This window comes from Nonomuraea sp. NPDC004580 (genome assembly GCF_040609855.1).
Taxonomy (GTDB): Bacteria; Actinomycetota; Actinomycetes; order Streptosporangiales; family Streptosporangiaceae; genus Nonomuraea; species Nonomuraea salmonea.
On sequence record NZ_JBEXLH010000001.1, the window covers coordinates 25601 to 48985 of the forward strand.

General features: G+C 71.7%; 20 protein-coding genes. 8 read left to right on the forward strand and 12 right to left on the reverse strand.

From position 1 onward, the window contains the following. The first annotated feature begins 15 nt into the window (after positions 1-15). The gene (locus ABZW11_RS00125; RefSeq protein WP_355410923.1) at positions 16-1902 is read left to right on the forward strand and encodes a glycosyltransferase family 2 protein; all 1887 of its coding nucleotides are present in this window, start codon (positions 16-18) and stop codon (positions 1900-1902) included. Positions 1903-1906: 4 nt separating this feature from the next. Here the strand turns inward: ABZW11_RS00125 and ABZW11_RS00130 are convergent, their stop codons facing one another. Both ABZW11_RS00130 and pseB read right to left on the reverse strand, forming a co-directional pair. Beyond that, positions 1907-3031 (reverse strand): aminotransferase class V-fold PLP-dependent enzyme, encoded by a 1125-nt coding sequence (locus ABZW11_RS00130; protein ID WP_355410925.1) that lies wholly within the window; start codon positions 3029-3031, stop codon positions 1907-1909. Further along, complete coding sequence (gene pseB, locus ABZW11_RS00135; RefSeq protein ID WP_355410927.1) at positions 3031-4008, reverse strand: UDP-N-acetylglucosamine 4,6-dehydratase (inverting); 978 nt, start codon at positions 4006-4008, stop codon at positions 3031-3033. The genes ABZW11_RS00130 and pseB overlap by 1 nt, the downstream gene beginning before the upstream one ends. Positions 4009-4121: 113 nt before the next feature. Between pseB and ABZW11_RS00140 the strand changes: the two genes are divergently transcribed. Then, positions 4122-4841, forward strand: coding sequence for an NTP transferase domain-containing protein (locus ABZW11_RS00140; RefSeq protein ID WP_355410929.1), 720 nt, complete (start codon positions 4122-4124; stop codon positions 4839-4841). An 18-nt stretch (positions 4842-4859) separates the two neighbouring features. Beyond that, complete coding sequence (locus ABZW11_RS00145) at positions 4860-5942, forward strand: hypothetical protein (RefSeq protein ID WP_355410931.1); 1083 nt, start codon at positions 4860-4862, stop codon at positions 5940-5942. Here the strand turns inward: ABZW11_RS00145 and pseI are convergent. Beyond that, positions 5872-6921: a pseudaminic acid synthase gene (pseI, locus tag ABZW11_RS00150; protein WP_355410933.1), complete on the reverse strand. Its 1050-nt coding sequence runs from the start codon at positions 6919-6921 to the stop codon at positions 5872-5874. The genes ABZW11_RS00145 and pseI overlap by 71 nt on opposite strands. After that, positions 6918-7409, reverse strand: coding sequence for a GNAT family N-acetyltransferase (locus ABZW11_RS00155; protein WP_355410935.1), 492 nt, complete (start codon positions 7407-7409; stop codon positions 6918-6920). Before ABZW11_RS00155 ends, pseI begins: the two co-directional genes overlap by 4 nt. A gap of 157 nt (positions 7410-7566) precedes the next feature. Between ABZW11_RS00155 and ABZW11_RS00160 the strand changes: the two genes are divergently transcribed. The 3 genes from ABZW11_RS00160 to ABZW11_RS00170 are packed head-to-tail and all read left to right on the forward strand — an operon-like array spanning position 7567 to position 10998. Continuing rightward, positions 7567-9009: a glycosyltransferase gene (locus ABZW11_RS00160; RefSeq protein ID WP_355410937.1), complete on the forward strand. Its 1443-nt coding sequence runs from the start codon at positions 7567-7569 to the stop codon at positions 9007-9009. Positions 9010-9057: 48 nt separating this feature from the next. Beyond that, positions 9058-9939 carry a CDP-alcohol phosphatidyltransferase family protein gene (locus tag ABZW11_RS00165; RefSeq protein ID WP_355410939.1) on the forward strand — a complete coding sequence of 294 codons (882 nt, stop codon included), beginning with the start codon at positions 9058-9060 and terminating at the stop codon, positions 9937-9939. Positions 9940-9960: 21 nt separating this feature from the next. Beyond that, positions 9961-10998 (forward strand): sulfotransferase, encoded by a 1038-nt coding sequence (locus tag ABZW11_RS00170; RefSeq protein ID WP_355410941.1) that lies wholly within the window; start codon positions 9961-9963, stop codon positions 10996-10998. Between the two features lie 51 nt (positions 10999-11049). Here ABZW11_RS00170 and ABZW11_RS00175 read toward each other — a convergent pair whose 3' ends face one another. The 8 genes from ABZW11_RS00175 to ABZW11_RS00210 form a co-directional block, all read right to left on the reverse strand. Then, on the reverse strand, positions 11050-12108 hold the full coding sequence (locus tag ABZW11_RS00175; RefSeq protein ID WP_355410943.1) for a glycosyltransferase: 1059 nt from the start codon (positions 12106-12108) through the stop codon (positions 11050-11052). Further along, positions 12105-14747: a CDP-glycerol glycerophosphotransferase family protein gene (locus ABZW11_RS00180; RefSeq protein ID WP_355410945.1), complete on the reverse strand. Its 2643-nt coding sequence runs from the start codon at positions 14745-14747 to the stop codon at positions 12105-12107. Before ABZW11_RS00180 ends, ABZW11_RS00175 begins: the two co-directional genes overlap by 4 nt. 89 nt (positions 14748-14836) lie before the next feature. Further along, entirely contained in the window at positions 14837-15547 is a 711-nt protein-coding gene (locus ABZW11_RS00185; RefSeq protein ID WP_355410947.1) for an SRPBCC family protein, read from the reverse strand. An 80-nt stretch (positions 15548-15627) separates the two neighbouring features. Continuing rightward, positions 15628-16482: a xanthine dehydrogenase family protein subunit M gene (locus tag ABZW11_RS00190; RefSeq protein WP_355410949.1), complete on the reverse strand. Its 855-nt coding sequence runs from the start codon at positions 16480-16482 to the stop codon at positions 15628-15630. Beyond that, positions 16479-18827 carry a xanthine dehydrogenase family protein molybdopterin-binding subunit gene (locus ABZW11_RS00195; protein WP_355410951.1) on the reverse strand — a complete coding sequence of 783 codons (2349 nt, stop codon included), beginning with the start codon at positions 18825-18827 and terminating at the stop codon, positions 16479-16481. Before ABZW11_RS00195 ends, ABZW11_RS00190 begins: the two co-directional genes overlap by 4 nt. Continuing rightward, positions 18824-19306: a (2Fe-2S)-binding protein gene (locus tag ABZW11_RS00200; RefSeq protein WP_355410953.1), complete on the reverse strand. Its 483-nt coding sequence runs from the start codon at positions 19304-19306 to the stop codon at positions 18824-18826. Before ABZW11_RS00200 ends, ABZW11_RS00195 begins: the two co-directional genes overlap by 4 nt. 70 nt (positions 19307-19376) lie before the next feature. Continuing rightward, the gene (locus ABZW11_RS00205) at positions 19377-19583 is read right to left on the reverse strand and encodes a hypothetical protein (RefSeq protein WP_355410955.1); all 207 of its coding nucleotides are present in this window, start codon (positions 19581-19583) and stop codon (positions 19377-19379) included. Next, complete coding sequence (locus ABZW11_RS00210) at positions 19573-21393, reverse strand: PspC domain-containing protein (RefSeq protein ID WP_355410957.1); 1821 nt, start codon at positions 21391-21393, stop codon at positions 19573-19575. Before ABZW11_RS00210 ends, ABZW11_RS00205 begins: the two co-directional genes overlap by 11 nt. Before the next feature lie 77 nt (positions 21394-21470). On the opposite strand from ABZW11_RS00210, the gene ABZW11_RS00215 reads away from it, so the two are divergent. Continuing rightward, positions 21471-22679, forward strand: a complete 1209-nt coding sequence (locus ABZW11_RS00215) for a PspC domain-containing protein (RefSeq protein WP_355410959.1) — start codon at positions 21471-21473, stop codon at positions 22677-22679. Beyond that, complete coding sequence (locus tag ABZW11_RS00220; protein WP_237106330.1) at positions 22676-23308, forward strand: response regulator transcription factor; 633 nt, start codon at positions 22676-22678, stop codon at positions 23306-23308. The genes ABZW11_RS00215 and ABZW11_RS00220 overlap by 4 nt, the downstream gene beginning before the upstream one ends. Positions 23309-23385: the final 77 nt, after the last annotated feature.

The following is a 23385-nucleotide window of genomic DNA, read 5'->3' on the forward strand; positions in this document are numbered from 1 at the left end:
CCATGAGGAGCTCCTGTGCCGGTTCTTTCGGTGATCGTCCCGTTCCACAACGTCGAGAAGTACATCGGACCCTGCCTTGACTCCATAACCGCGCAGACGCTGGACGACCTGGAGGTGATCTGCGTCGATGACGGCAGCGGCGACGACGGCGCCGCGGCCGTCGCGGCGAGGATGGCGGACGACCCGCGCATCACCCTGCTCAGCCAGGACAACCACGGGGTGGGCCACGCCCGCAACGTGGGCGTGCGCCACGCCACCGGCACCTACCTCGCCTTCGTGGACGGCGACGACACCGTGCCGCGCGACGCGTTCAAGCGCATGGTGTCCTCGCTGGAGACGACCGGCTCCGACCTGGCCTGCGGCAACGTCATGCGGCTCTACCGCAACCTGCTCATCCCTTCGTGGGCGCACCGGCAGGCGTTCGCGAGGCCGGCCAGGCGTACGCACATCACCCGCCACCCGCTGCTGGTCCGCGACCGCATGTTGTGGAACAAGGTCTACCGCCGCTCGTTCTGGGACCGCCTCGGGCTGCGCTTCCCCGAGCGCATGTACGAGGATCAGCCCGTCGCCATGGCCGCCCACGTCGGGGCGCGGTCGGTGGACGTGCTGGCCAGGGTCGTCTACCACTGGCGGCAGCGCGACGAGCAGGGCGCCTCGATCACCCAGCGCTGCCTGGAGCCGGCGAACCTGCGCGACCGCCTGCTGTCGGTGACGCAGACGGCCGGGCTGCTCGCCCGCGGCGCCCCTGGGCTGAAGGCCGACTTCGACCGCGACACGCTGGACATCGACATGACGGTCGCCGTCGAGGCGATGGCGGCGATGGGCGAGACGGCCGACCCCGACCTGGTGGACCTCGCCGTCCGCTACCTCGACGGCGTGTCGCAGGAGGCGTGGCTGAGCATCCCGTTCGAGCACCGCCTGATGGTGCACCTGCTGCACACGCGCAGGCTGGATGAGCTGTCGCGGGTCTTCGCCGAGGCGCGGGAGGGCCGGTTGCAGCCGAAGGTCGGCTCGTCGGGGTGGTGGCGCAAGCGCTGGTACGGCCGCCACCCCTCGATGCCGGGCCACCTCTCGGACGTCTCCGGCGAGCTGGGCCTGCGGGCCAGGCTGGTCAGCCTCGACTGGCACGACGACGTGCTGCACGGCGCGGGCCGGGTGGCGGTCGGGAAGTTCGACATCGGCGACCTGCGGCGGGTGCGGGTGCGTACGTGGCTGCGCGAGCGCGGCACCGGCGAGACCGTGGTGCTGTCGGAGAACGGGAGCTTCCCCCTCTGGGAGGAGGTCGAGCAGGAGGACGGCGGCCGGCTGCCGGAGCACGCGTTCCCGTTCAGGTTCGCCTTCGACCCCGAGACGCTGACGCGGGCACAGCTCGCCCGGCACGGCCAGTGGGACCTGCACGTACGGGTGCGCGGCGGCGGGCTGCGGCTGGAGTGCAGGGTGGCGGGGCCGCGCTGGCTGCCGCCGCTGATCCCGGCGCCGCGCCGCAGGTCGGGGGTGTGGCTGGTGCCGGTACGCAGCGCGAAGGGCGCCTGGGGCATCCGGGTGCGCACGGCCCAGGCGATCATCGGCGAGTGCCGGGTGGACGGCGGCGACCTGGTGCTGGCGGGCCGCATCTCCGACCTCGGGGACGGAGAGCCGGTGCTGCGGCTGCAGCGCAGGAGCGACGGCGAGGAGATGTACTTCCCGGTGGAGCTGGCCGGCCAGAACTTCCACGCACGAGTGCCGCTGGCCGGCATCGACGCGTGCGTGGGCCACGAGTCGTGGTGGGAGGTGCTGATCGACCAGGGCCGCGCGCTGCGCCCGCTCGTACGCTCGCGGCAGTGCACGGTCACGACCGTGGCCGAGCGCCGCTTCCTCATCGACCGCGGCGAGGACGGCTGCCTGCTGCTGGCCGAACGCTGAAGGCTCAGCGCAGGATCCCGGCCAGCGTCTCGGCGACGTGGTCCTGCTGGGCGTCGGTCAGGCCGGGCCACAGCGGCAGCGACAGCTCCTCGAAGTAGTAGGCCTCGGCCTGGGGGCACAGGCCGCGCCGGTAGCCGATGTCCTCGAACACCGGATGCCAGTAGGCCGGCATGTAGTTGACCTGCACGCCGATGCCGGCCGCTCGCATGCGGTCGTAGACCTCGCGCCGCCGCCCGTCGCCGATCCTGACGGGATAGAGATGCCAGCTCGGGCGTACGTAGGCGCGCTGCGCGGGCAGCGTCAGCCCGGGCACGTCGCGCAGCAGCGTGTGGTAGCGGGCGACCAGCTCGGCGCGCCGCTCGCGGAAGCGCCCGAGCCTGCGCAGCTGGCTGATGCCGAGCGCGCAGAGCACGTCGGGCAGCCGGTAGTTGAGCCCGAACGTGTGCACCTCCTGGTGCCAGCCGCCCTCGCCGGGCGTGCGCTGCTCGGCCGGGTCCCTGACCAGGCCGTGGTTCCTGAAGCGGGCCGCGCGCCGCAGCATCGCGGGGTCGGGCGCCGCGATGGCGCCGCCCTCGGCCGTGGTCACGGTCTTGGTGGGGAAGAACGAGAACGTCGTCAGGTCGGCCAGCGCCCCCACCGGCCGGTCCTTGTACGTCGCCCCGATCGCGTGCGCGGCGTCGGCCATCAGCGTGGCGCCCGCCCGTTTCGCCACCTTGCGCAGCTCGTCGTAGTCGGCGGGGTGGCCCGCGTAGTCGACCGCGGTGATCGCCCGCGTCCGCGTCGTGACGTGCGCGGCGGCGGCGCCGGGGTCGAGGTTGCCGGTGTCGGGCTGCACGTCGGCGAAGACCACCCGCGCGCCGAGCAGCGCCGCCGTGGCGGCCGTGGCCACGAACGTCAGCGGCGAGGTGATCACCTCGTCTCCGGGGCGCACCCCGGCCGCGACGTAGGCGACGTGGAGCGCGGCGGTGCCCGACGTGACCGACACGCAGGGCACGCCGCCCGTCCACTTGGCCAGCTCCGCCTCGAACGCGCCGACCGCCGGCCCCGTGGTCAGCCAGTCGCCGCGCAGCACCTCCGTGACGGCCTCGACGTCGGCCTCGTCGATGGACTGGCGTCCGTAGGGCAGCATCAGCCGGTCACCATCGCCCGCAGGTCGTCGACCGACAGCCACTGGTCGTTGGTGTCGGAGCGGTAGGAGAAGCCCTCGGGCAGCGTCTCGCCGGTCTCGGGCGGCCGGTAGCCCCAGGTGGCGATCGTCGGCTGGACGACGTAGCGGTCGGCCAGGCGCAGCGCCCTGCGGCTGTCGTCGGGGCCGATCATCTCCTCGTGCAGCTTCTCGCCGGGACGCACGCCGATCTCGTAGACCGCGCTCTGCGGGGCCAGCGCCTCGGCCAGGTCGGTGATGCGCATGCTCGGGATGCGCGGCACGTAGAGCTCGCCGCCCTGCATCATGTCGAACGAGTCGACCACGAACCTGACGGCCTGCTCCAGCGTGATCCAGAACCGCGTCATGCGCTTGTCGGTGATCGGCAGGCTGCCGCCCTGCTCGGCCAGACGCTGGAACAGCGGGACCACCGAGCCTCTGCTGCCCACCACGTTGCCGTAGCGGACGACGGAGAAGCGGGTCTCGTGGGCGGCGGCGTAGTGGTTGGCCGAGACGAACAGCTTGTCGGCCACCAGCTTCGTGGCGCCGTAGAGGTTGATCGGGCTGCTGGCCTTGTCGGTGGAGAGCGCGACGACCTTGCGCACGCCGCAGTCGATGGCGGCCTCCACGACGTTCTGGGAGCCCGCGACGTTGGTGCGGACGTATTCGAACGGGTTGTACTCGGCGGTGTCGACCTGCTTGAGCGCGGCGGCGTGGACGACGTGGTCGACGCCGTGCATGGCGCGGGTGAGGCGGTCGCGGTCGCGTACGTCGCCGATGAACCAGCGCAGGCGCTCGTCGTCGCCGAAGAGCTGCTTGCTCTCGTACTGCTTGAGCTCGTCGCGGGAGAAGACCACCAGGCGGCGCACCCCCAGCGAGTCGAGCGCGTGGCGGATGAACGCCTTGCCGAAGGACCCCGTGCCTCCGGTGATCAGTATCGATGATCCGCTGAGAATGCTCACGTGGCCCCCTGAGTCGCGCCGGACGGCGCTGTAGTCGTCGTGGCAGCCGGTAGCATAGCGCGATCGCACAACGACGCAGAGTCACACGGGGGATTGGGGCTTCGGTGCGGATCGTGGGGATCATTCAGGCCAGGATGGGATCGACGCGGCTGCCCGGCAAGGTGCTGCGCGAGCTGGGCGGGCGGTCGGTGCTCGGCTGGGTCGTACGCGCGGCGCGCGAGGCGGGGGCGCTCGACGACCTGCTCGTCGCCACCACCACCGAGCCGGCCGACGACGCGGTGCTCCGCGAGTGCGACCGGCTCGGCGTGGCCTGTCACCGGGGGCCGGTCGATGATGTGCTGACCAGGTTCGTCCAGGCTGTGGACGGGCGGCGGTGCGACGCCGTCATGCGGTTCACCGCCGACTGCCCGCTGCTCGACCCGGCCGTGATCAGGGAGGCGGCGCTGGTGTTCCGTGCCGTGCCTGAGCTCGACTATCTCAGCACCGGCCTGGCCCGTACGCTGCCGCGCGGGCTCGACGTCGAGATCGCCGGCCGGGCCGCGCTGGCCAGGGCCGACCAGGAGGCCACCGGCTTCCACCGCACCCACGTCACCTCCTACCTCTACGAGCATCCCGGCGACTCCCGGCTGCTCGGCCTGGCCTACCGTCCGGCCGCCGACGACCTCCGGGTGACGCTCGACACCGAGGACGACTGGCGGCTGATCGCGGCCGTGATCGCCGCCCTGGGCGACCGGTGCCTGCCGGCCAGGACGCTCATCTCCTGGTTGCGTGAGCATCCCGAGGTGACCGGTATCAACGCCCACGTCCGCCAGAAGGCTTTGCAGGACGCGTGACGCGTGGGTGGGGTGCGGGTGGGGACCCGGTGCGACGCCGGGGCGCGGAGCGGGGTCGGGCACCTGGTGCGGTGCGTGGCGCTGGCCGAGGAGCTGGTCGCGCGCGGCGTCGAGGTGGTCTTCCTGGGGGAGGTCCGTGACTCGCCGTGGGGGCGGGCCCAGCTCGACGGGCGCGGGCTGCCGCTGGTCCCGGCGCCGGGCGAGCCCGAGAAGCTGGCGGCGCTGGCGCGCGGGCTGGGCTTGGACGCCGTGGTGCTGGACTCGTACGAGCTGGCGCCGGCCACCGGGTCGGTGCTCAGAGCGGCGGGGCTGCCGGTGCTGGCCATCGTGGACGGCGACCCGCTGGGCCAGGAGGCCGACCTCTACCTCGACCAGAACCTCGGCGCGGAACACCGCCCCTTCACCCTGCCCGTCACGCTGCCCGTCACGCTGCCCGCCGCCCTGCCCGTCACCCTGTCCGCCGCCCTGCCCCTAACCCTGCCCGGCCGCCGCCTCGCCGGGGCCGGCTACGTGCTCCTCCGCGACAGCGTCCGCCGCCGCACCCGAGCACCCCGCCCGAACGGCCCGCCGCGCGTGCTGTGCTTCTTCGGCGGCACCGACAGCGCGGGGGTGGCGCGGGGCTGGGCGGACGCGCTCGACGCCACCGGGCTGCCCCTCCTCGGCACGGTCGTCAGCCCGGTGCCGTTCGACGCGGGGCCGATCGCGGTCATCCCGCCCACCGACCGCCTGCCCGAGCTGATGGCGGCGGCCGACCTGGTGGTGACGGCGGCGGGCTCGGCCGTGTGGGAGCTGCTGCACCTCGGCGTGCCGATGGCGCTGACCTGGGTGGCCGCCAACCAGCTCATCGGCTACGAGGAGCTGGTGCGCCGCCGCGCCGCGGCGGGCCTCGGCTCCGCCCCCGGCCCCGAGGCGGTCGCCGTTCTGGCGGAGCTGCTCGCCGACCCCGCCGCCCGCGAGGAGTACGGCGGACGGGGCCGCGGGCTCGTGGACGGCAGGGGGCGGGAGCGGGTGGCCGATGCGCTGCTCGATCTCATCCTCCGATCAGGTCCCAGGTCATCGGAGTGCCCAGCCGCGCGTCGCGGACGAAACGACGCCCCATGACCTGGGCGGCGGCGTCGGGGTGCAGGCCGCCGGCCGGGCGGATCGATCGGACGTTGTCGGGGGTGACCGGGTCGCCGGCGCGCACGTCACGTACGACGTGAAGGGACCGGCGGAAGCGCAGGCCCTCGCGCTCCGACGGGCGCGGCCCGATCACGGTGTCGCCCAACGACTCCCAGGCCCGCCTGCTCTCCGTCACCAGCGCCGCCAGCTCTGCGGGCTCCAGCGAGAAGGCGGCGTCCACGCCGCCGTCGGCCCGCGACAGCGTCACGTGCTTCTCGATCAGGCAGGCCCCCAGCGCGACCGCCGCCAGCGCGGCCCCGATGCCGGGCGTGTGGTCGGACAGCCCCACCATTTCACCGGTCAGCGCCGACAGCAGCGGCAGCGAGCGCAGGTTGCTCTCGCCGGGCGGCGCGGGATAGGTGGCCGTGCAGGACAGCACGACGAGCTGCGCGCACCCGGCGCCCCTGGCCGCCGTCACGGCGGCGTCGATCTCGGCGACGGTGGCCATGCCGGTCGAGATGATCAGCGGCTTGCCGGTGCCGGCCGCGAGCCGGATGAGCGGCAGGTCCACGATCTCCGACGAGGCGATCTTGTACGCCGGCACCCCCAGCTTCTCCAGCACCTCGACCGCCGTGGGGTCGAACGGCGCAGAGAAGGCGACGAGCCCCCGCTCCCGGGCCCGCCTGAAGATCGGGTCGTGCCACTGCCACGGCGTGTGGGCGCGCTCGAAGAGCCGGTAGAGCGTCTCGCCGCCCCACAGCTCGTGCTCGTCGCCCACCCGGAACGCGGGCGCGTCGCAGTCGACGGTCAGCGTGTCGGGCGTGTACGTCTGCAGCTTCAGCGCGTGCGCCCCCGCGTCGGCTACGGCGTCCACGATGGCCAGCGCCCGCTCCAGGCTGCCGTTGTGGTTGCCGGACAGCTCGGCGACGACGAACGGCGGATGCCCTGGGCCGACCGGCCGCCCCCCGATGGAGATCATGTGTGGTCCTTCCTGAGCTCGATGGTCACGACGTCGCGCAGGACGCCGTCGACGTCCCGCCGGTAGGAGCCCGTCTCGGCGAAGCCGAAGCGCCGGTGCAGCCGCAGCACCGGCTCGTTGCCCGCGAGCACCTCGCCGCGCAGCAGGCTCAGCCCGAGCGGCCCGAAGGCGTGCTCGATGGCCGCCCGCTCCAGGCCGACCCAGGCGGGCAGCAGCTCCCCGTGCCGCTCAAGGCCGTCGAGGTCGAGGTAGTAGCCCCAGTACGCGGCGCCGCCCGCGATGCCGGTGTAGGTGACGACCCCGGCCGGGGCCCCGGCGTGCTGGTAGACCATCACCCGCCTGGTGCCGTCGACCCGGGTGGCCAGCCACCAGCGGGTGTGCTCGTCCGGCGTGATCTCGTGCGTGGTGAAGCTGGTGGCGCGGACGCGAGGGTGGTTGCGCCAGTGGCGCATGGCCGGCAGATCGTCCTCGTGCGCGTCTCTCAACACGGCGTCCCCCTACCGTAAGTACTCGATCCTTTGCACAACGTAGCGGATTACGCGCTCGGTAAAGAGCTCATCAGGGAGGGCCATCGGGCACGTAGTGAGGTCGGCCGTCACGGCATGCTGCCCTCGAACGCACACCGAGTGCAAGGAGCAATTCGGCATGATCCCCCTGCTCAGCGTGGTCGTCCCCGTTCACGACGTGGAGCCGTACCTGACCGAGTGCCTGAAGTCGCTGGCGGCGCAGACGCTGGAGGACATCGAGGTGATCATCGTGGACGACGGGTCCACCGACGGCGGCCGGCGGGTCGCCGAGGACTTCGCCGCGCGCGACGGCCGGTTCGTGCTGGTGAGCCAGCGCAACCTGGGTCCCGGGCCGGCGCGGAACGTGGGTGTCGGCCGGGCGCGGGGCACGTACCTGGCCTTCGCCGACGGTGACGACGTCGTGCCGCCGGACGCGTACGAGCGGCTGGTCGGCACGCTCGCCGAGACCGGCTCCGACCTCGCGACCGGCGCCGTGCGGCGGCTGGTGGACGGCGGGCTGGAGGAGTCGACGCTGCACGAGAAGGTGTTCAGGCGCCCGCACCTGTGCACCCACATCACCGACAGGCCGGTGCTGGTCAGGGACCGCACGGTGTGGAACAAGGTGTACCGGCGCGACTTCTGGGAGCGCTGCGGCCTGCGCTTCCCCGCCGGCATCTACGAGGACGTGCCGGTCGCCATGCAGGCCCACGTGCTGGCGACCAGCGTGGACATGGTCGGCGACGTGGTCTACCACTGGCGCAAGCGCGAGGAGGGCGGCACCTCGATCACCCAGCGCCGCTCGGAGCTGCCGAACCTTCAGGAGCGGCTGTCGGCCATCCGCTCGGTGCGCACGTTCTTCGACGACCGCGCGCCCGAGCTGCTCGACGGCTTCGACGCGCTCGTGCTGGAGAAGGACACGATCTTCCTGTTCCAGGCGCTGGAGCGGTGCACGGAGGACCCGGGGCCGCTGCTGGACCTGGGCCGGGCCTGGCTGGCCGAGCTGGGGCCGCACGTGCTGGCCGGCGCGCCTTCGCTGCGCCGCCTGGAGCTGCACCTGCTGCGGCGCGGCCTCATCAGGGAGCTGCGCACCGTACGGGAGTTCCGCCGCGGCCGTGAGGAGGTCGCCCGCGTGGTGCCGCGCGGCTGGCGGACGACCGGCTGGTACGGCGACTACCCCTTCTTCCGCGACCGCCGCCTGCGCATCCCTGACGAGGTGTTCGACGCCCGCGACGAGCTCAAGCTGGTCGCCAAGGTTGAGGAGTGCACCTGGACGGGGACGGACTACCGGCTGCGCGCATACGTGGGCATCCACCGGGTGGAGCGCAAAGTGCCCAAGGTGAGCCTGTGGCTCAGCGACGGCCGCCGCAGGGTGCCGCTGGAGGTGCGGCGCAAGGGCAGGTACGGCGTCCTGGCGGTCGTGGACCCGGCCCGGCTCGACGGGGATCGCCCCTGGAAACTGGGGGTGCGGGCCGAGCTGCGCGGCCTGGTGTTCAAGGGCTGGTGCCGCGACGGAGAGGCGGGCGGCACGTGGCGATGGTCAGTGCCGGGATGGTCAAGAACCGTTATGGACATCCCCCAGTAGTTCCAGACAGTAATCGCTCCGGCGCGTCGCGTGGTCATGCTGGGATCCATGAGGACCTATTCGCTGGATGACGTCTACGAGACACGCAAGCGGAGGGACTCCTGGTGGACCGTCTATTTCGTGGATCCGGTCGCCTGCCGGGTCGCCCTTCCCGTCGCCAATCACACCCGGCTCACGCCCAATGCGCTCACCGTGCTTTCGCTGGTCCTCGGCACGGTGTCGGCCGCCTGTTTCGCGGCGAACCACCTCATAGCGGGCGCGGGCTTCTTCTATCTGAGCTTCATGATCGACTGCGTGGACGGCAAAATCGCCCGGCTGAAGGGCACGGGCACGCCGTTCGGGCTCTGGCTCGACTACGTGGGGGATCGGATCAGGGTCGTCCTGTGCGCCGGGGGGCTGGCGTACGGGCAGTACGCGCTGACGGGCGACGTGCACTACGTCGTGCTCGGCGCGGCGGTGGCGGTCCTGGACCTGTTCAGGTACGTCAACGCGCCGCAGATGAAGCGCGTACGCGAGGCCATCAGAGAGGAACGGCAGGAGGCGGAGCCGGACCCGCTGGGTCAGGACCCGATCGACGCCGACCCGCTCGGCGCCGACCCGGTGGGCCCGGAGCCGTTCTTCGCCGAGCGGCCGGAGGGCGAGCCGCGGGGGCGCGCTCAGCGGCGGATCTTCGCCCGGTTCTTCCGCAGGCTCAACAGGTTCCTGGCCCGTCATCGTGTGCGCTCGCACCTCGTGAGCGGCATCGAGTTCCATGCGGCGGTGTTCGTGGTCGCGCCCATCGCGGGGGCGTGGGCGCTGATCCCGCTCGCCGCGTCGTCTGGGGCGCTGCTGCTCGCCAACGAGGTCTTCCTTGTGTACCGGATGTGGCTCTTCACGCGCAGGCACGGCGTGGGCTCGCCTCAGGAGAGCCGAGAGCACGTTCTCGTCTAAGTTTTCGGGGGTTAGTACGACATGAACGACCGGCCAGTCTTCGTCATCGGATGCCCGCGATCCGGCACCACGATGCTCCAGCTCATGCTCCACTCGCACCCGCGCCTCGCGGTGCCACCGGAGACGCGCTTCCTCGTTCCCGCTTATTACCGCCGCCGCAAGTGGGGCGACCTCCGGGTCGCCCAGCGCCGCCGCGCCCTGGCGCAGTGGATCGCGACCGACCGCAGCACCAAGTTCCGCGAGCTGAAGATCGACAAGGACGAGTTCGTCCGGCAGGCCGTCGAAGGCCCCGGCTCGCTGGGCTCGGTGCTCGGCACCGCCTTCAAGATGTACGCCGACCGCTTCGACAAGGCCCGCTGGGGTGACAAGCGGCCGAGCTACGTCAAGCAGGTGGACATGCTGCTGCGGCTCTTCCCCGACGCCCAGTTCATCCACCTCATCAGGGACGGCCGCGACTGCGTGGCCTCGCTGAAGGAGATGCCCTGGTACACCCTGGACTCCTTCCACGCCGTCTCCACCTGGGCAGAGGCCATCGACGCGGGCGGCAGGCTGCGTCGTACGCTGCCCGACGACACCTACTACGAGCTGCGCTACGAGGACCTCACCGACGACCCGATGACCGAGCTGAAGAAGCTCTGCCACTTCCTCGACGAGGACTTCTCGCCGGCGATGATCTCGCCGCGCGAGGCGGCCAGCGTGGCGGTGCCGCAGCACAAGGTCTGGCACAGCAACACCCACCGCGAGGTCACCCGCAGCCGGGTCGGCAGCTGGGCGAACCGGCTGGAGGACTGGGAGGTGGCGCTGTGCGAGCACATGCTCGGCGACCGCCTGGAGTCGATGGGCTACGAGCTGAGCGGGGCGCCCAAGCCGTCCAAGGAGCACATCACCACGGCGCAGAAGACGATGCAGAAGCGCAGGGCCAGCAGGATGCGCAAGCACATGCGCGATCGGTTCAACCGGCTGCGCGAGCCCAGCCCGATCGCCGCGCTGCTCACCTCGCGCCAGCGGTCGCTGGCCGGCGTGCCGCAGCAGCGTAAGGAGCTGACCGAGCCGGTCTGAGCGCTCGGGTCTGAGCTCTCGGGTCAGCGCCCTCGGGCCAGCGCCCTCGGGTCAGCGCTCGATGTGGGCGAAGACCCGTTCCCAGCCGTCCAGCACGTGGTCGAGGCGGAACGCCTCGGCCCGTGCGCGGGCGTCGGCGCCCAGCCGGCGCCGCTCCTCCTCGTCGGCCACCAGCCGCGCGAGCTCCGCCGCGAACGCGGCCACGTCTCCAGGCTGCACCAGCACAGGGCCGGCCGAGCGCACGCCGCCCGACACGTCGAACGCCACCGCGGGCACCCCGTGCGCCGCCGACTCCAGCAGGACGATCGGCAGCCCTTCATGCTCGCTGGTCAGCCCCAGGATCGAGGCGGTCAGATACTCGGCGGGCATGCGTTCGGCCGGCACCACCCCTCGGAACACCACGCGGTCCCCGACCCCCTCGCGCTCGGCGTGCGCGCGCAGCCGTTCCAGCTCGCCGCCGGCGCCGATGAGGTGCAGCTCCCACGGCGGCGGCGCCTGCGATTTCGCGAACGCGCTGATCAGCCGGTCGAACCGCTTGACCCCCTCCAGCCGGCCCACCCCCAGCACCCTGGGCGTGTCCAGCCGGGACATCTCCTCCGGCCAGCGGGCCAGCGGGTTCGGCAGCGCGCCCGCGTTGGGCAGCAGCGCGTGCTCGGAGAAGCGCCGCGCGTCGTCGTCGCTGAGGAAGAGCGCCTGATCGAGCGGCGGGTAGTGGCGGCGGATCGAGGCCAGGTGCCAGCAGCCGCGGGCGTGGCCGTACGAGCCGTGATACTGGCCGATCGGCCGGAAACCGGGCGGCAGCAGGCCCGACACGCGGGCCACCACAGACGGTGAGGTCAGCACCGCGTATCCGGGCGGGATCTCGCGCAGCAGCCCCTTCAGCCGCCGGTCGGCCAGCCTGCGGGCGATCGGCCCGTCGGCCGGCCGCGGGCTGATCAGGTGGCGGTGGTAGCGGGGCTCGTCCACGTAGCGGAACGGGCGTCCGGTGCGGTGCAGGCCGATCACGTGCACCTCGTGGCCGCGTTCGGCGAGACCCTGGGCCAGGGTGTGGGTGACCTGCTGGATCCCGCCGAGCGTGTCGGCGTCCAGGCAGGTGAACACGACGCTCACCGGGCCTCCTCGAAGAAGTCGGCGACGATCCTGGCCGCCGCGTCGCCCCGCTCGTCGGCGCACCACATGCGGCGGAAGGCGGCGTAGCGCTCGGCGTACGACTCGTGCACGGCGGGCAGCCTGCGCAGCACCCCGGCCAGGTCCTCGGTGCTCGTCACGCACGGCCCTGGCGCTATGGACGGCAGGTCGTGGTAGACGCCGCGCTCGGACAGGCGGTAGTCGTCCCAGTCGTCGATGTAGAACACCATCGGCTTGCCGGTCAGCGCGTAGTCGCACATGACGGAGGAGTAGTCCGTCAGCAGCGCGTCGGAGGCCAGCATGAGGTCGTTGATCTCGGGATAGGAGCTCGCGGGGCGGACGAAGTGCCGCAGGTGCTCGGGCGGCTGGTAACGCTCGATCGGATGCGTACGCAGCAGCACCACCCATTCGTCGGCCAGCTCCTCGGCCAGCAGCTCCAGGTCCACCCGTACCGAGCGGCCGCTGCCCTTGGCCTGGTCGCGGTAGGTGGGGGCGTACAGCAGGACGCGGCGGCCCGGCGGCACCTCCAGCCGGCGCAGCACCTCCAGGGCCCCGCCGTCCTGCGTGGAGCCCCTGACGAGGGCGTCGCAGCGGGGCGTGCCGCAGCGGTACACCTTGCCCGCGTAACCGTTCGACGGCAGGAACACGCGGGAGAACTCCGCGCTCGGCGACACCAGCGCGTCCCACCGCGCCACCGCGGCCCGCCACCTGGCGCGCGGCCCGTTGAAGTCGCCGCGCAGGTCGGGCGCGTCGAAGCCGATCGACTTGATGCCCTGGCCGTGCCAGGTCTGCAGGTAGCGGGTGCCGCGCGGCTTGGGGTAGTCGAGCGGGAAGCCGTGGCTGTCCACCCAGATCCCGGCCCGCGCCATCGTGTAGACGTAGCGCCAGCTGCCCCTGCGTACGAGCTTGGCGTCGGAGGGGAAGTTGCCGCGCCCCTTGGCGACCGACCAGACCGTGTCGATGGGCAGCCGCCGCCTGCGCACCTCCTCGTAGATGGCGCGCGGGCTGCCGCTGTAGCCCTTGCCGACGTCCGACTCGAACAGCGCCAGGTTCCTGCGCGGCGGCAGCACCCTGACCAGCAGCTTGTACGCCAGCAGCTTGTTGCGCGGCGTGCTGATCCGCTTGAGCACCTGCCGTTTGACCCGCCGCAGCACCGCCCGGGTGACCGAGTCGGGCCGCACGCACAGGTAGGCCGCGTACCCCTCGACTCCGAGCGTGCACCCGGGCAGCTCGATCGGCTCGGTCCTGGGATCGGCGATGAGGCGGTCGGTCGTGGTGAGCCCGTCGGACAGCCGGGTGAACCCGATGCGCGGCTCGCACCGGCCGGTGGGCGTGAACTCGACGTGCGTGACGTACGCGCTCTGCGCCGACGGTTGCGGGTCGATCGGCACGCGGACCCGTCCGAGCTGCAGGAACGCCATCCACTCAGGCGGCAGCGCGCCGAACGGGTCGTAGCTGCGCACGGTCATCCGCACCCGCCGCCCGTCGGAGGACAGGTCGACCACCTCGTGCCGCAGCCGGGAGGCGGTGAAGGGCAGCTCGGCCAGCCGCAGCCGGGTGATGTCCATGCCGGGCGACGGCGTGCTGCCCCAGTAGGTCCTGCCACCGAGCTGCACCGCCGTCCTGGGCGCGGCGCGGGGGCCGGTGAGCGAGCCGGCCGCCACCCGCAGGTCCTCGACGCGGTCGTCCATGATGAGCTGCGCGCAGACCCGGTCCAGCGGGTCCAGCCGGTCGAACGCCGCGCCGGAGATCTCCTCCAGGTACGGCCGCACCACCGAGGCGAACTCCTTGACCCACACCAGGTCCCTGGCCGGCAGCGGGTTGAGGTAGACCCGCAGGTCCTGGCGCAGGAACCGGTACTGCCGGTGCGGCACCAGGTCGGCGGCCCCGTGCTCGCGCAGGATGTCGTCGCTCAGCCGGGCCGCGATCACCCGCTGGCGCACGTTCTCCAGGTCCTCGATGCTGAGCGAGATGGAGTCGTTCGCGGTCGAGCGGTGCCAGTGGTAGACGACCCAGGGCACGACGGCGAACCTGCGGGTCACCGCGTAGAGCTCGGTGGCGAAGACGTGGTCCTCGTAGTGGATGTCCTCGGGGAAGCGCAGCATGTTCTCGCGCAGCAGCCGCACGTCGTAGAGCTTGTTGGTGCTGAAGCTGTCGAAGAACAGCTCGGGCTCCTGCCCGATGCCCTCGACCACGCGCCGCCGGGCGAACAACGACGGGTAGTAGGGGCGCAGCCGGCCGTTCGACTCGTGCAACCGGGAGATCTGGCCCGCGACGAACTGGGCCCCCGTCCGCTCGATCTCGGCGAGCAGGCTCTTGCACGCGTGCCGCGGCAGCTCGTCGTCGCTGTCGAGGAACATCACGTACGGGGAGCGCGCGGCGTCGATGCCGTCGTTGCGCGGGGCGCCGCAGCCGCCGCTGTTGGCCTGCCTGCGCAGGTAGCGGACCCGGGGGTCGCTCGCGGCCAGGCGCCTGGCGACCTCGGGCGTGCCGTCGGTGCTCGCGTCGTCGGCGATGATCACTTCGAGGTCGCGCAGCGACTGGCCGAGCACCGAACGTACGGCTCTGGGCAGGCGGGCCGCGTCGTTGTAGGTGATCACGACCACGGTGCAGTCCGGCATCGCGCATCCCCCCGTGAGACATCCCGGCGGGATTGGGCTTCCCCCGCCCCGGGGGAAGTGACCGGACTTGATGGACTATTTGCCCAAAATCAGCGCGTCAGGCGACGAATCACCCAAATGATGACAAGGAGTGCGGCGAATCCGCCCACGATCGGCGCCACCCGCTTCAGCAGCGGCTGCCCGGCGATCTCCAGCAGGTCGAGCGCCTCCTCGTCGGGCGTGCGCGACGAGCGCAGCGAGCCCACCCGCCGCTCCTGCACCGGCTCGGGCTCCGGCACCGCGCTCAGATGCCGCTCCTCCTCCTGCTGCTGCTGCTCCTGCTCGGCGGGCGTCACCTTGAGCTCGACAGTGGGCTCCGACAGCAGCTCGGCCAGGTTGCCGGCGAACTTCTCGATGAGCTTGCCCCCGACCTCCGCCATCACGCCCCGCCCGAACTGCGCGGGCCGGCCCGTGACGTTGAACGAGGTCTCGACGGTGACCAGCGTGGAGTCGTCGCGCGGCTGCATGCGGGCCTTGACCGTGGCAGAGGCCGTGCCCGAGCCTCTGGCCTCCTTGCCCGACGCTCGGATGGTGAGCGAGTAGGAGTCTTTGTCCACGTCCTCGAACTCGGCGGAACCCCGGTAGGTGACCGTGATGGGCCCGACCTTGACCTTCATCCTGCCGGTGAACTCGTCACCCTCGACGATGTCCAAGGTCGCCCCAGGCAGGCACGGCGCGACCCGCTCGACGTCGAGCAGCACGGCCCAGGCCTGCTCGATCGGGACGGGAACAGTGAACTCGTGCTCGAACCGCATCGCCATCGATCCGCTCCTTCCGCCGATGCCTGTGACACTACGTCGCGAGGGGGACGCCCCGGAAGAGGGACGCCCCCGTCACGTCGTCAGGGCGCACCAGCCGCGGCACGGACCGCGCGATAGGTCAGCACCCTGGCCAGATGCCGCCGGTAGTCCGGCTGGGCGTGCAGGTCCGACGGGGGCGAGGTGCCGTCCGCCGCCTCGTCGCACGCCTGGCGAACCTGGTCGCCCAGCTCCACGCCGGTCAGGGCGGCCTCCGTCGCGCCGGCCCGCAGCGGGGTCGCGCCCATGTTCGTCAGCCCGATCCTGGCCTCGGCGATCGAGCCGTTCGAGCGCTTGACCGCGGCCGCCACGCCGACGATCGCCCACGCCTGCGCGGTGCGGTGGAACTTCTCGTAGTGGAAGCCCCAGCCGTCACCCAGCTTCGGGATCTTCACGCCGGCCAGGATCTCGCCCTGCGCCAGCGCCGGCTCCCAGTAGTCCACGAAGAACTCCGACGCCGGGATCTCCCGCTCGCCCTGCGCCGAGACCGCCACGAACACGCCGTCCAGCGCCAGCACCACGGCCGGCAGGTCACCCGCCGGGTCCGCGTGCGCCAGCGAGCCGCCGAACGTGCCCCGGTGCCTGATCGCCGGATCCGCCACGTGCGCCGTCGCCAGCGCCACCAGCGGGCAGCCCGTCGTCACCACCGGGGAGCGCATGACCTCGTCGTGCGTGGTCAGCGCACCGATGAAGACGTGGTCGCCCCGGTCGTGCACGCCCTTGAGCTCCTCCAGCCGGCCCACGTCCACCAGCGCGGACGGGTACGCCAGCCGCAGCCGCAGCAGCGGCAGCAGCGACTGCCCGCCCGCGAGGACCTTGGCGTCCTCGTCACCGGCCAGCACCTCGCACGCCTCGGCGACCGAGCCGGGACGCACGTACGCGAACTGCGCGGGGATCATGGCCGCTCTCCTTCCTGCGCCCGCTCCTGGAGGGCTCTCCAGACCCGCTCCGGCGTGCACGGCATGCGCACGTCGTCGATCCCGTACGGCCGCAGCGCGTCCACGACCGCGTTCACCACGGCCGGGGTCGAGGCGATCGTGCCCGCCTCGCCCACGCCCTTCGCGCCCAGCGGGTTGCTGGTCGCCGGCGACTCCGTCCTGTCGAGCGTGACGTCCGGCAGGTCGGCCGCCGACGGCAGCAGGTAGTCGGCCATGGTCGTGGTCAGCAGGTTGCCCTCGGCGTCGTACACGGCCTCCTCGAACAGCGCCTGCGCGATGCCCTGCGCGATGCCGCCGTGCAGCTGGCCCTCCACGATCAGCGGGTTGATCACCTTGCCGATGTCGTCCACCGCCACGTACGAGCGGATCCTCGTCCGGCCTGTCTCGGTGTCCACCTCCACCGCGCACAGGTGGGTGCCGTGCGGGAAGGAGTAGGTCTCCGGGTCGAACGTGGCCACGGAGTCCAGCCGCGCCTCCACCCCGTCGGGCAGGTCGTGCGCGGTGAACGCGGCGAAGGCCAGCTCCTGGATCGTCTTGCCCGAGTCGGTGCCGCGCACCTTGAACGTCCCCGCCTCGAACTCCAGGTCGTCGGGCGAGCACTCCAGCAGGTGCGCCGCCAGCACGCGCGCCTTGTCCTTGACCTTCTCGCACGCCTTCAGCACCGCGATCCCGCCGACGACCAGCGAGCGCGAGCCGTAGGTGTCCATGCCCTTGTGCGCGATCGCCGTGTCGCCGTGCAGCACCGTGATGTCCTCGAACGGCACGCCCAGCGCGTCGGCCACGATCTGGCTCCACGACGTCACGTGGCCCTGCCCGTGCGGCGAGCTGCCGGTGACGACCTCGACCTTGCCCGTGGGCAGCATGCGCACCTCGCCGTGCTCCCAGCCGCCCGCCCCGAAGCGGCCCTCGCCGAGCAGCCGCGACGGCGCCAGCCCGCACATCTCCGTGTACGTGCTCACCCCGATCCCGAGCTGCACCGGGTCGCCCCTGTCACGCCGGTCGGCCTGTTCGGCGCGCAGCTTGTCGTAGCCGAACAACGACAGCGCCCGCTCGGTCGCCGCCTCGTAGTTGCCCGAGTCGTACGTCAGCCCCGAGATCGTGGTGTACGGGAACTCCTCGTGCCTGATCCAGTTGCGCCTGCGCACCTCCAGCGGGTCCATGCGCAGCTCGGCGGCCAGCTCGTCCATCATCCGCTCGATGCCGAACGTGGCCTCGGGCCGGCCCGCGCCCCGGTAGGCGTCCGTGGGCATCTTCGTGGTGAACACGCCCGTGCAGCCGAACGCGTACGCGTCCATCTTGTAGATCGCGTTGAACATCGACGCGCCGAGCAGCGGGATGCCCGGCGTCAGCAGCAGCAGGTACGCGCCCATGTCGGCGATCAGCTCCACCCGCAGGCCGCGGATGCGCCCGTCGGCGTCGGCCGCGAGCCGGAGGTGCTGGATCTGGTCGCGGCCGTGATGCACGGTCAGGTTGCCCTCGGACCGCGACTCCGTCCACTTGACCGGCCTGCCGATCCGCCGCGCCAGCAGCAGGCAGAGCACCTCTTCCGCGGTGACCTGCAGCTTCGAGCCGAACCCGCCGCCCACGTCGGGCGCGACCACCCGGATCTTGTGCTCGGGGATGCCGGTCGTCACCGCCAGCATGACCCGCAGCACGTGCGGGATCTGCGAGGACGTCCACAGCGTGTACGACTCGCCGTCGGTGTCGGCCAGCACCGCCCGCGGCTCCATCGCGCTCGGGATGAGCCGCTGCTGGGTGAACGTCCGCTCGATCACGACCGGCGCGTCCCTGAACGCCGCCTCGATGTCACCCGAGGTGATCTGCATGCTGTACGCCTTGTTGCCCGCCTCGTGCACCTTCGGGCTGTCCGGTGCCAGCGCCTCGTTCATGTCGAGCACCGCGGGCAGCGGCTCGTAGTCGACCTCGATCGCGTCCAGCGCGTCCGCCGCCCGGTACCGGTCGGTCGCGATCACGCAGGCCACCGCCTCGCCGACGTACCTGACCTCCGTCACCGCCATCGGCGGATGGTCGGGGATGACGACGTCCTCGGTCACCGGCCACGCGCACGGCAGGCTGCCCTGCTCCGCCGCCAGATCCTGGCCGCTGAAGGCCGCCACCACCCCCGGCAGGTCGCGTGCCCCTGAGACGTCGACCCGCGTGATGCGCGCGTGCGCCATCGGGCTGCGCAGGAACATCACGTGCAGCATCCCGGGCCTGGAGAGGTTGTCCGTCCACTGCGTGCGCCCCGTCAGCAGCCTGGTGTCCTCTTTCCGCCTGCGTGGCCGGCCGACCTCCTGGACGGTCATGACGTGCTCACCGCCTGCCCCATCTCCTGGGCGCCCCTGCGGACGGCCCGCACGATGTTGCAGTATCCGGTGCAGCGGCAGAGGTTGCCCTCCAGCCCCTGCCTGATCGTCTCCTCCGACGGCTCAGGGTCGTCCCTGAGCAGGTCGATCGCGGCCATGACCATGCCGGGCGTGCAGTAGCCGCACTGCAGGGCGTGCTCTTCGTGGAAGGCCCGCTGCATCGGATGCATCGCGCCGTTCGTGCCGAGACCCTCGATCGTGACGACGTCGCAGCCGTCGGCCTGCACGGCCAGGACCGAACAGCTCTTGACGCTCTTGCCGTCGAGCATGACCGTGCACGCGCCGCAGTTGCTCGTGTCGCAACCGATGGGGGTGCCGGTCTTGCCCAGCCGCTCTCGTAGCAGGTGAACGAGGAGGAGCCGCGGCTCGACGTCCTCCTCGTACGTGACCCCGTCGACAGTGACGGTGATTCGGGGCATACGTCCTCCCTCAGGAGCAGGGGAAAAGCGGACACTCCGAACCTACGCCGGTGTTTTTCCCGGTCAAGGGTCACTTACCGCGAAACACCCTGGCGATGATCGCCACCAGCCCCGCGAAGGCCAGCCCCAGCACCAGCACGCCCACCAGGACCAGCGGATCCGTGATCGCGCGGGTCACCGTCAAGATTCCCAAAACGATGAACAGGACACCGCTCAGCAGCGCCATCCAGTCGGTCCTGTGCAGCCGGCGCGGCCGCTCCTCCAGATCACGCCGCATGACGCACCGTCATGTCGCCCAGGCCGCCCTTGAGGTTGAGCACGATCGTCGACAGCTTGCCCTCCGGCTTGACCTCGGGCTCCAGCACGCGGTTGATCCGCAGGTCCACGCCGCCGCGCAGGGACTGGCCGATCATGATGTCGCCCACCTTGTTGGTCGCGTGCACCTCGACCCTGACCGTCGATGGCACGATCACCTCCAGCTCGCCCGCCTGCACCGCCGCGTTGAACGTCACCTTCGTCCCCGGTGGCAGCGCCAGCTCCGAAAGGTCGAGCCGGCCGTCGCCCAGGCCCACGTCGTACAGTCTGCCCGCCTCCGCCACGCTCGTCGGCGTCCAATCCGACGGGCCGATGCTCTTCGGCACGCCGCCCAGCATCAACCCCATCCCTATGAGCAGCGCGACCGTCGTGCCCCCCGCGACCAGGCCGGCGCCCCTGCCCCACCAGGCGGCCACGAGCAGGCCCGCGCCGAAGGTGATGAGCATGGCGCCGCCGACGATGGTGGGGCTCACTCCGGCGGCCGACCTGGCTTGGACGGCCACGACGATCCCTCCCATGATGATGGCCAGCAGGACAGTGATAGCGCCGATGTACGACTTCGGCTGCGGCCGGCGCTGCGGCCGCCGCTGATGCACCGGCATCGGGGGGCGGCCGTAGAACGCCGGGTCGTACGGTGAGTACCCGGCCCGCCTGGCCGGATCCAGCGGCCGGTACGGGCCGTGCGGCGCGAACGGCTCGCCCTGACTGTGGTCGATCGCGGTCGGCGGGTCAGGACGGTAGTCGCGGGGCCGCTTCGGCACCGGATGCTCGGCCGTCACCGCCTCCGGCGAAACGGGCCCTTCGAACTGCTCCCGCCACCGCAGCCGCTCCTCCCAATCCCTGGCCCCCGCACCGGACGTGCCTGCGCCGGTGACTGGTTCGCTCGGGGGCGGGAGAGGTTCGCTCGACTGCCCTTGGCGGTGGCGCCTGGCTTGGTAGGCGGCGTCACGCACGCCTTCCGCCGTCTGACGCAACCCCTCGACGTTCCAGGCCGGCTTGTCGCCGACCCGCCGGGTCGCCTCGCCGTCGGCCTCCGCGCCCGTCTCCGCGCCCGTCTCCGCGCCCGTCTCCGTGACCGCCTCCTCGACGGGCACCCCCTCCTGCCGCAGAGCCGCCTCGCGCTCCTGCGGCGCCTTCGCCGGCGCTTCGGTACGGTCGGTCGTCCCTGCGTCGACGGGGGCGTCGGTGCGCTCCGGGCTTGGGACGGTGGCCGAAGGCGAGGCAGGGACCGAAGTGGTGGTGTCGGACGGGGCCGAGTCGAAGGCCCCCGATTCGGGTGAGCGGCGGCGGCTCAGGCGTTCGGGCATCGAGCGGGCCAGGCCCACCAGATCGACGCCGTTCGTGTGGGCCGCCAGCAGGGACACCGCCAGGAAGACGCCGACCACGAGCGAGCCGGTGTCGAGCCACACGGTGGCCACGTTGATCGCCAGGCCGAACGCCAGCACCGCCGTCAGCAGCACCAGCACGGTCTCGGCGTCGAAGTCGCGCCGCGTCCACTGCTCGATGATGCCGGGCCGCCCATTCGGCTCCTTCATCAGCAGGAACGCCGCGAGATAGAGGAAAAGCCCGATGCCGGAACCGAGCAGGAGCACCGCGAAGGCGACGCGGAACACCACCGGGTCAATGCCGGTGTGCCGCCCGAGCCCCGCGCACACTCCCATGAGGAAGCGTCCCTCGCCGCTGCGTCGCAGCTGGGAGGGGGGAGCAGCCGGTTGCCTTGGCGGTGCTTCTGTCATGCGTACCATCGTGACCCACGCGTGCGACGCCCGCATCCGGGAGACCCCTGACAGGACCCGGGGGTTGTTCCCTGATGCCCATGTGGCCCGGGACGTGTGACCATGGCCATGTTATGGCTGACCAGAAGACACTCGCCGAGCAGAGCGGCGACAAGCCCTTTCGCCGGATGCAACGCCCCATGGAGGGACGCCTGCTCGGTGGTGTCGCCCAGGGGCTGGCGACCCAGCTGAAGCTCGACCCGGTCGTGATCAGGCTGATGTTCGTGCTGCTCACCGCCGTGGGCTGGGCGGGCGCGCCGGCGTACGCGGTGCTGTGGATGGTGACGCCGCGCGAGCCGTACGAGGGGCAGGTGCCGCCGCGCGACTGGAGTCAGCTGGCCGCGTTCACCGCGATCGGGGTGGCGGTGCTGGCGTTCGGCTTGCTGACGGGGGCCTCGCAGGGCGGCATCGGCCTGCTGCCGTTCGCGGTGGGCGGGATCGGCGCGCTGATCCTGTGGCAGCAGGCCGACCCGGAGCGGCGCCGGAGCTGGATGAGCGGCGCGGCGCTGAGCATCAGGAAGAACCGCGTCCGTACGCTGCTCGGCATCGCGCTGGTGGTGACCGGCGCGGTCGGCTTCCTGTACTCGCAGGGCGAGCTGGCCCAGGCCAGGCCGGGCCTGATGTTCACCATCGTGGTCGTGGGCGGCCTGGCGGTGATCGCCGCCCCCTGGCTGGCGGGCCTGTGGAAGGAGCTCCAGCTGGAGCGCCGCGAGCGCATCAGGCAGGAGGAGCGCGCCGAGGTGGCGGCCATGGTGCACGACTCCGTGCTGCACACGCTGACGCTCATCCAGCGGGTGGCGCACGACCCGCGTGAGGTGTCGCGGCTGGCCCGCTCGCAGGAGCGCGAGCTGCGCAACTGGCTCTACCAGCCGGCGCAGGACGCCGACGCGACGGTGGCGGCGGCCGTGCGCAGGATCGCCGCCGAGGAGGAGGACGCGCACGGCGTGCCCATCGAGGTGGTCTGCGTGAGCGACATCGACCTCGACGCGGCGGGCAAGCTCGCGGCCATGCTCAAGGCGTCCCGCCAGGCGATGGTCAACGCGGCGAAATACTCTGAGAGTCCGTCCATTTCGGTGTACGCGGAGGTCGAGGGTGAAGAAGTCACGATTTTCGTGAAGGATCGGGGCAAGGGGTTCGACCTCGACGCGATCCCGCTCGACCGGATGGGCATCAGGGAGTCCATCATCGGCAGAATGGAGCGGCACGGCGGCACGGCCCGCGTACGCACCGCGCCGGGTGAGGGCACGGAAGTGATGTTGACGATGAAGGTGGAGAAGGCATGACGCGCGTACTGATCGTCGATGACCACCGGTTGTTCCGGTCGGGCGTGCGCGCCGAGCTGGGCGACTCGATCGAGGTCGTCGGCGAGGCCGAGGACGTCGAGACGGCGGTCAAGGCGATCGCCGCGCACCAGCCCGACGTGGTCCTGCTCGACGTCCACATGCCGGGCGGCGGCGGCCAGGAGGTGCTGCGGCGGGTGCTGGGCTCGGGGTCGCAGGTGCGGTTCCTGGCGCTGTCGGTGTCCGACGCGGCCGAGGACGTCATCGGGGTGATCAGGGGCGGGGCCCGCGGCTACGTCACCAAGAACATCAGCGGCAAGGAGCTGACCGACGCCATCAACCGGGTGGCCGAGGGCGACGCGGTGTTCTCGCCGCGGCTCGCCGGGTTCGTGCTGGACGCGTTCGCCTCCTCCGAGGCGCCGTCCATCGACCCCGAGCTCGACTCGCTCACCCAGCGCGAGCGCGAGGTGCTGCGGCTGATCGCGCGCGGTTACGCGTACAAGGAGATCGCGAAGGAGCTGTTCATCTCGGTCAAGACCGTCGAGACGCACGTGTCGTCGGTGTTGCGCAAGCTCCAGCTGTCGAACCGGCACGAGCTGTCGCGCTGGGCGACCGCCCGCAGGCTCGTCTGAAGCCCTTCCTTTCGGACGCCGCTTCTGACCAGCGGTTTGTTCAAATTTGGATCGTTACAGGATAGTAATCACCATTT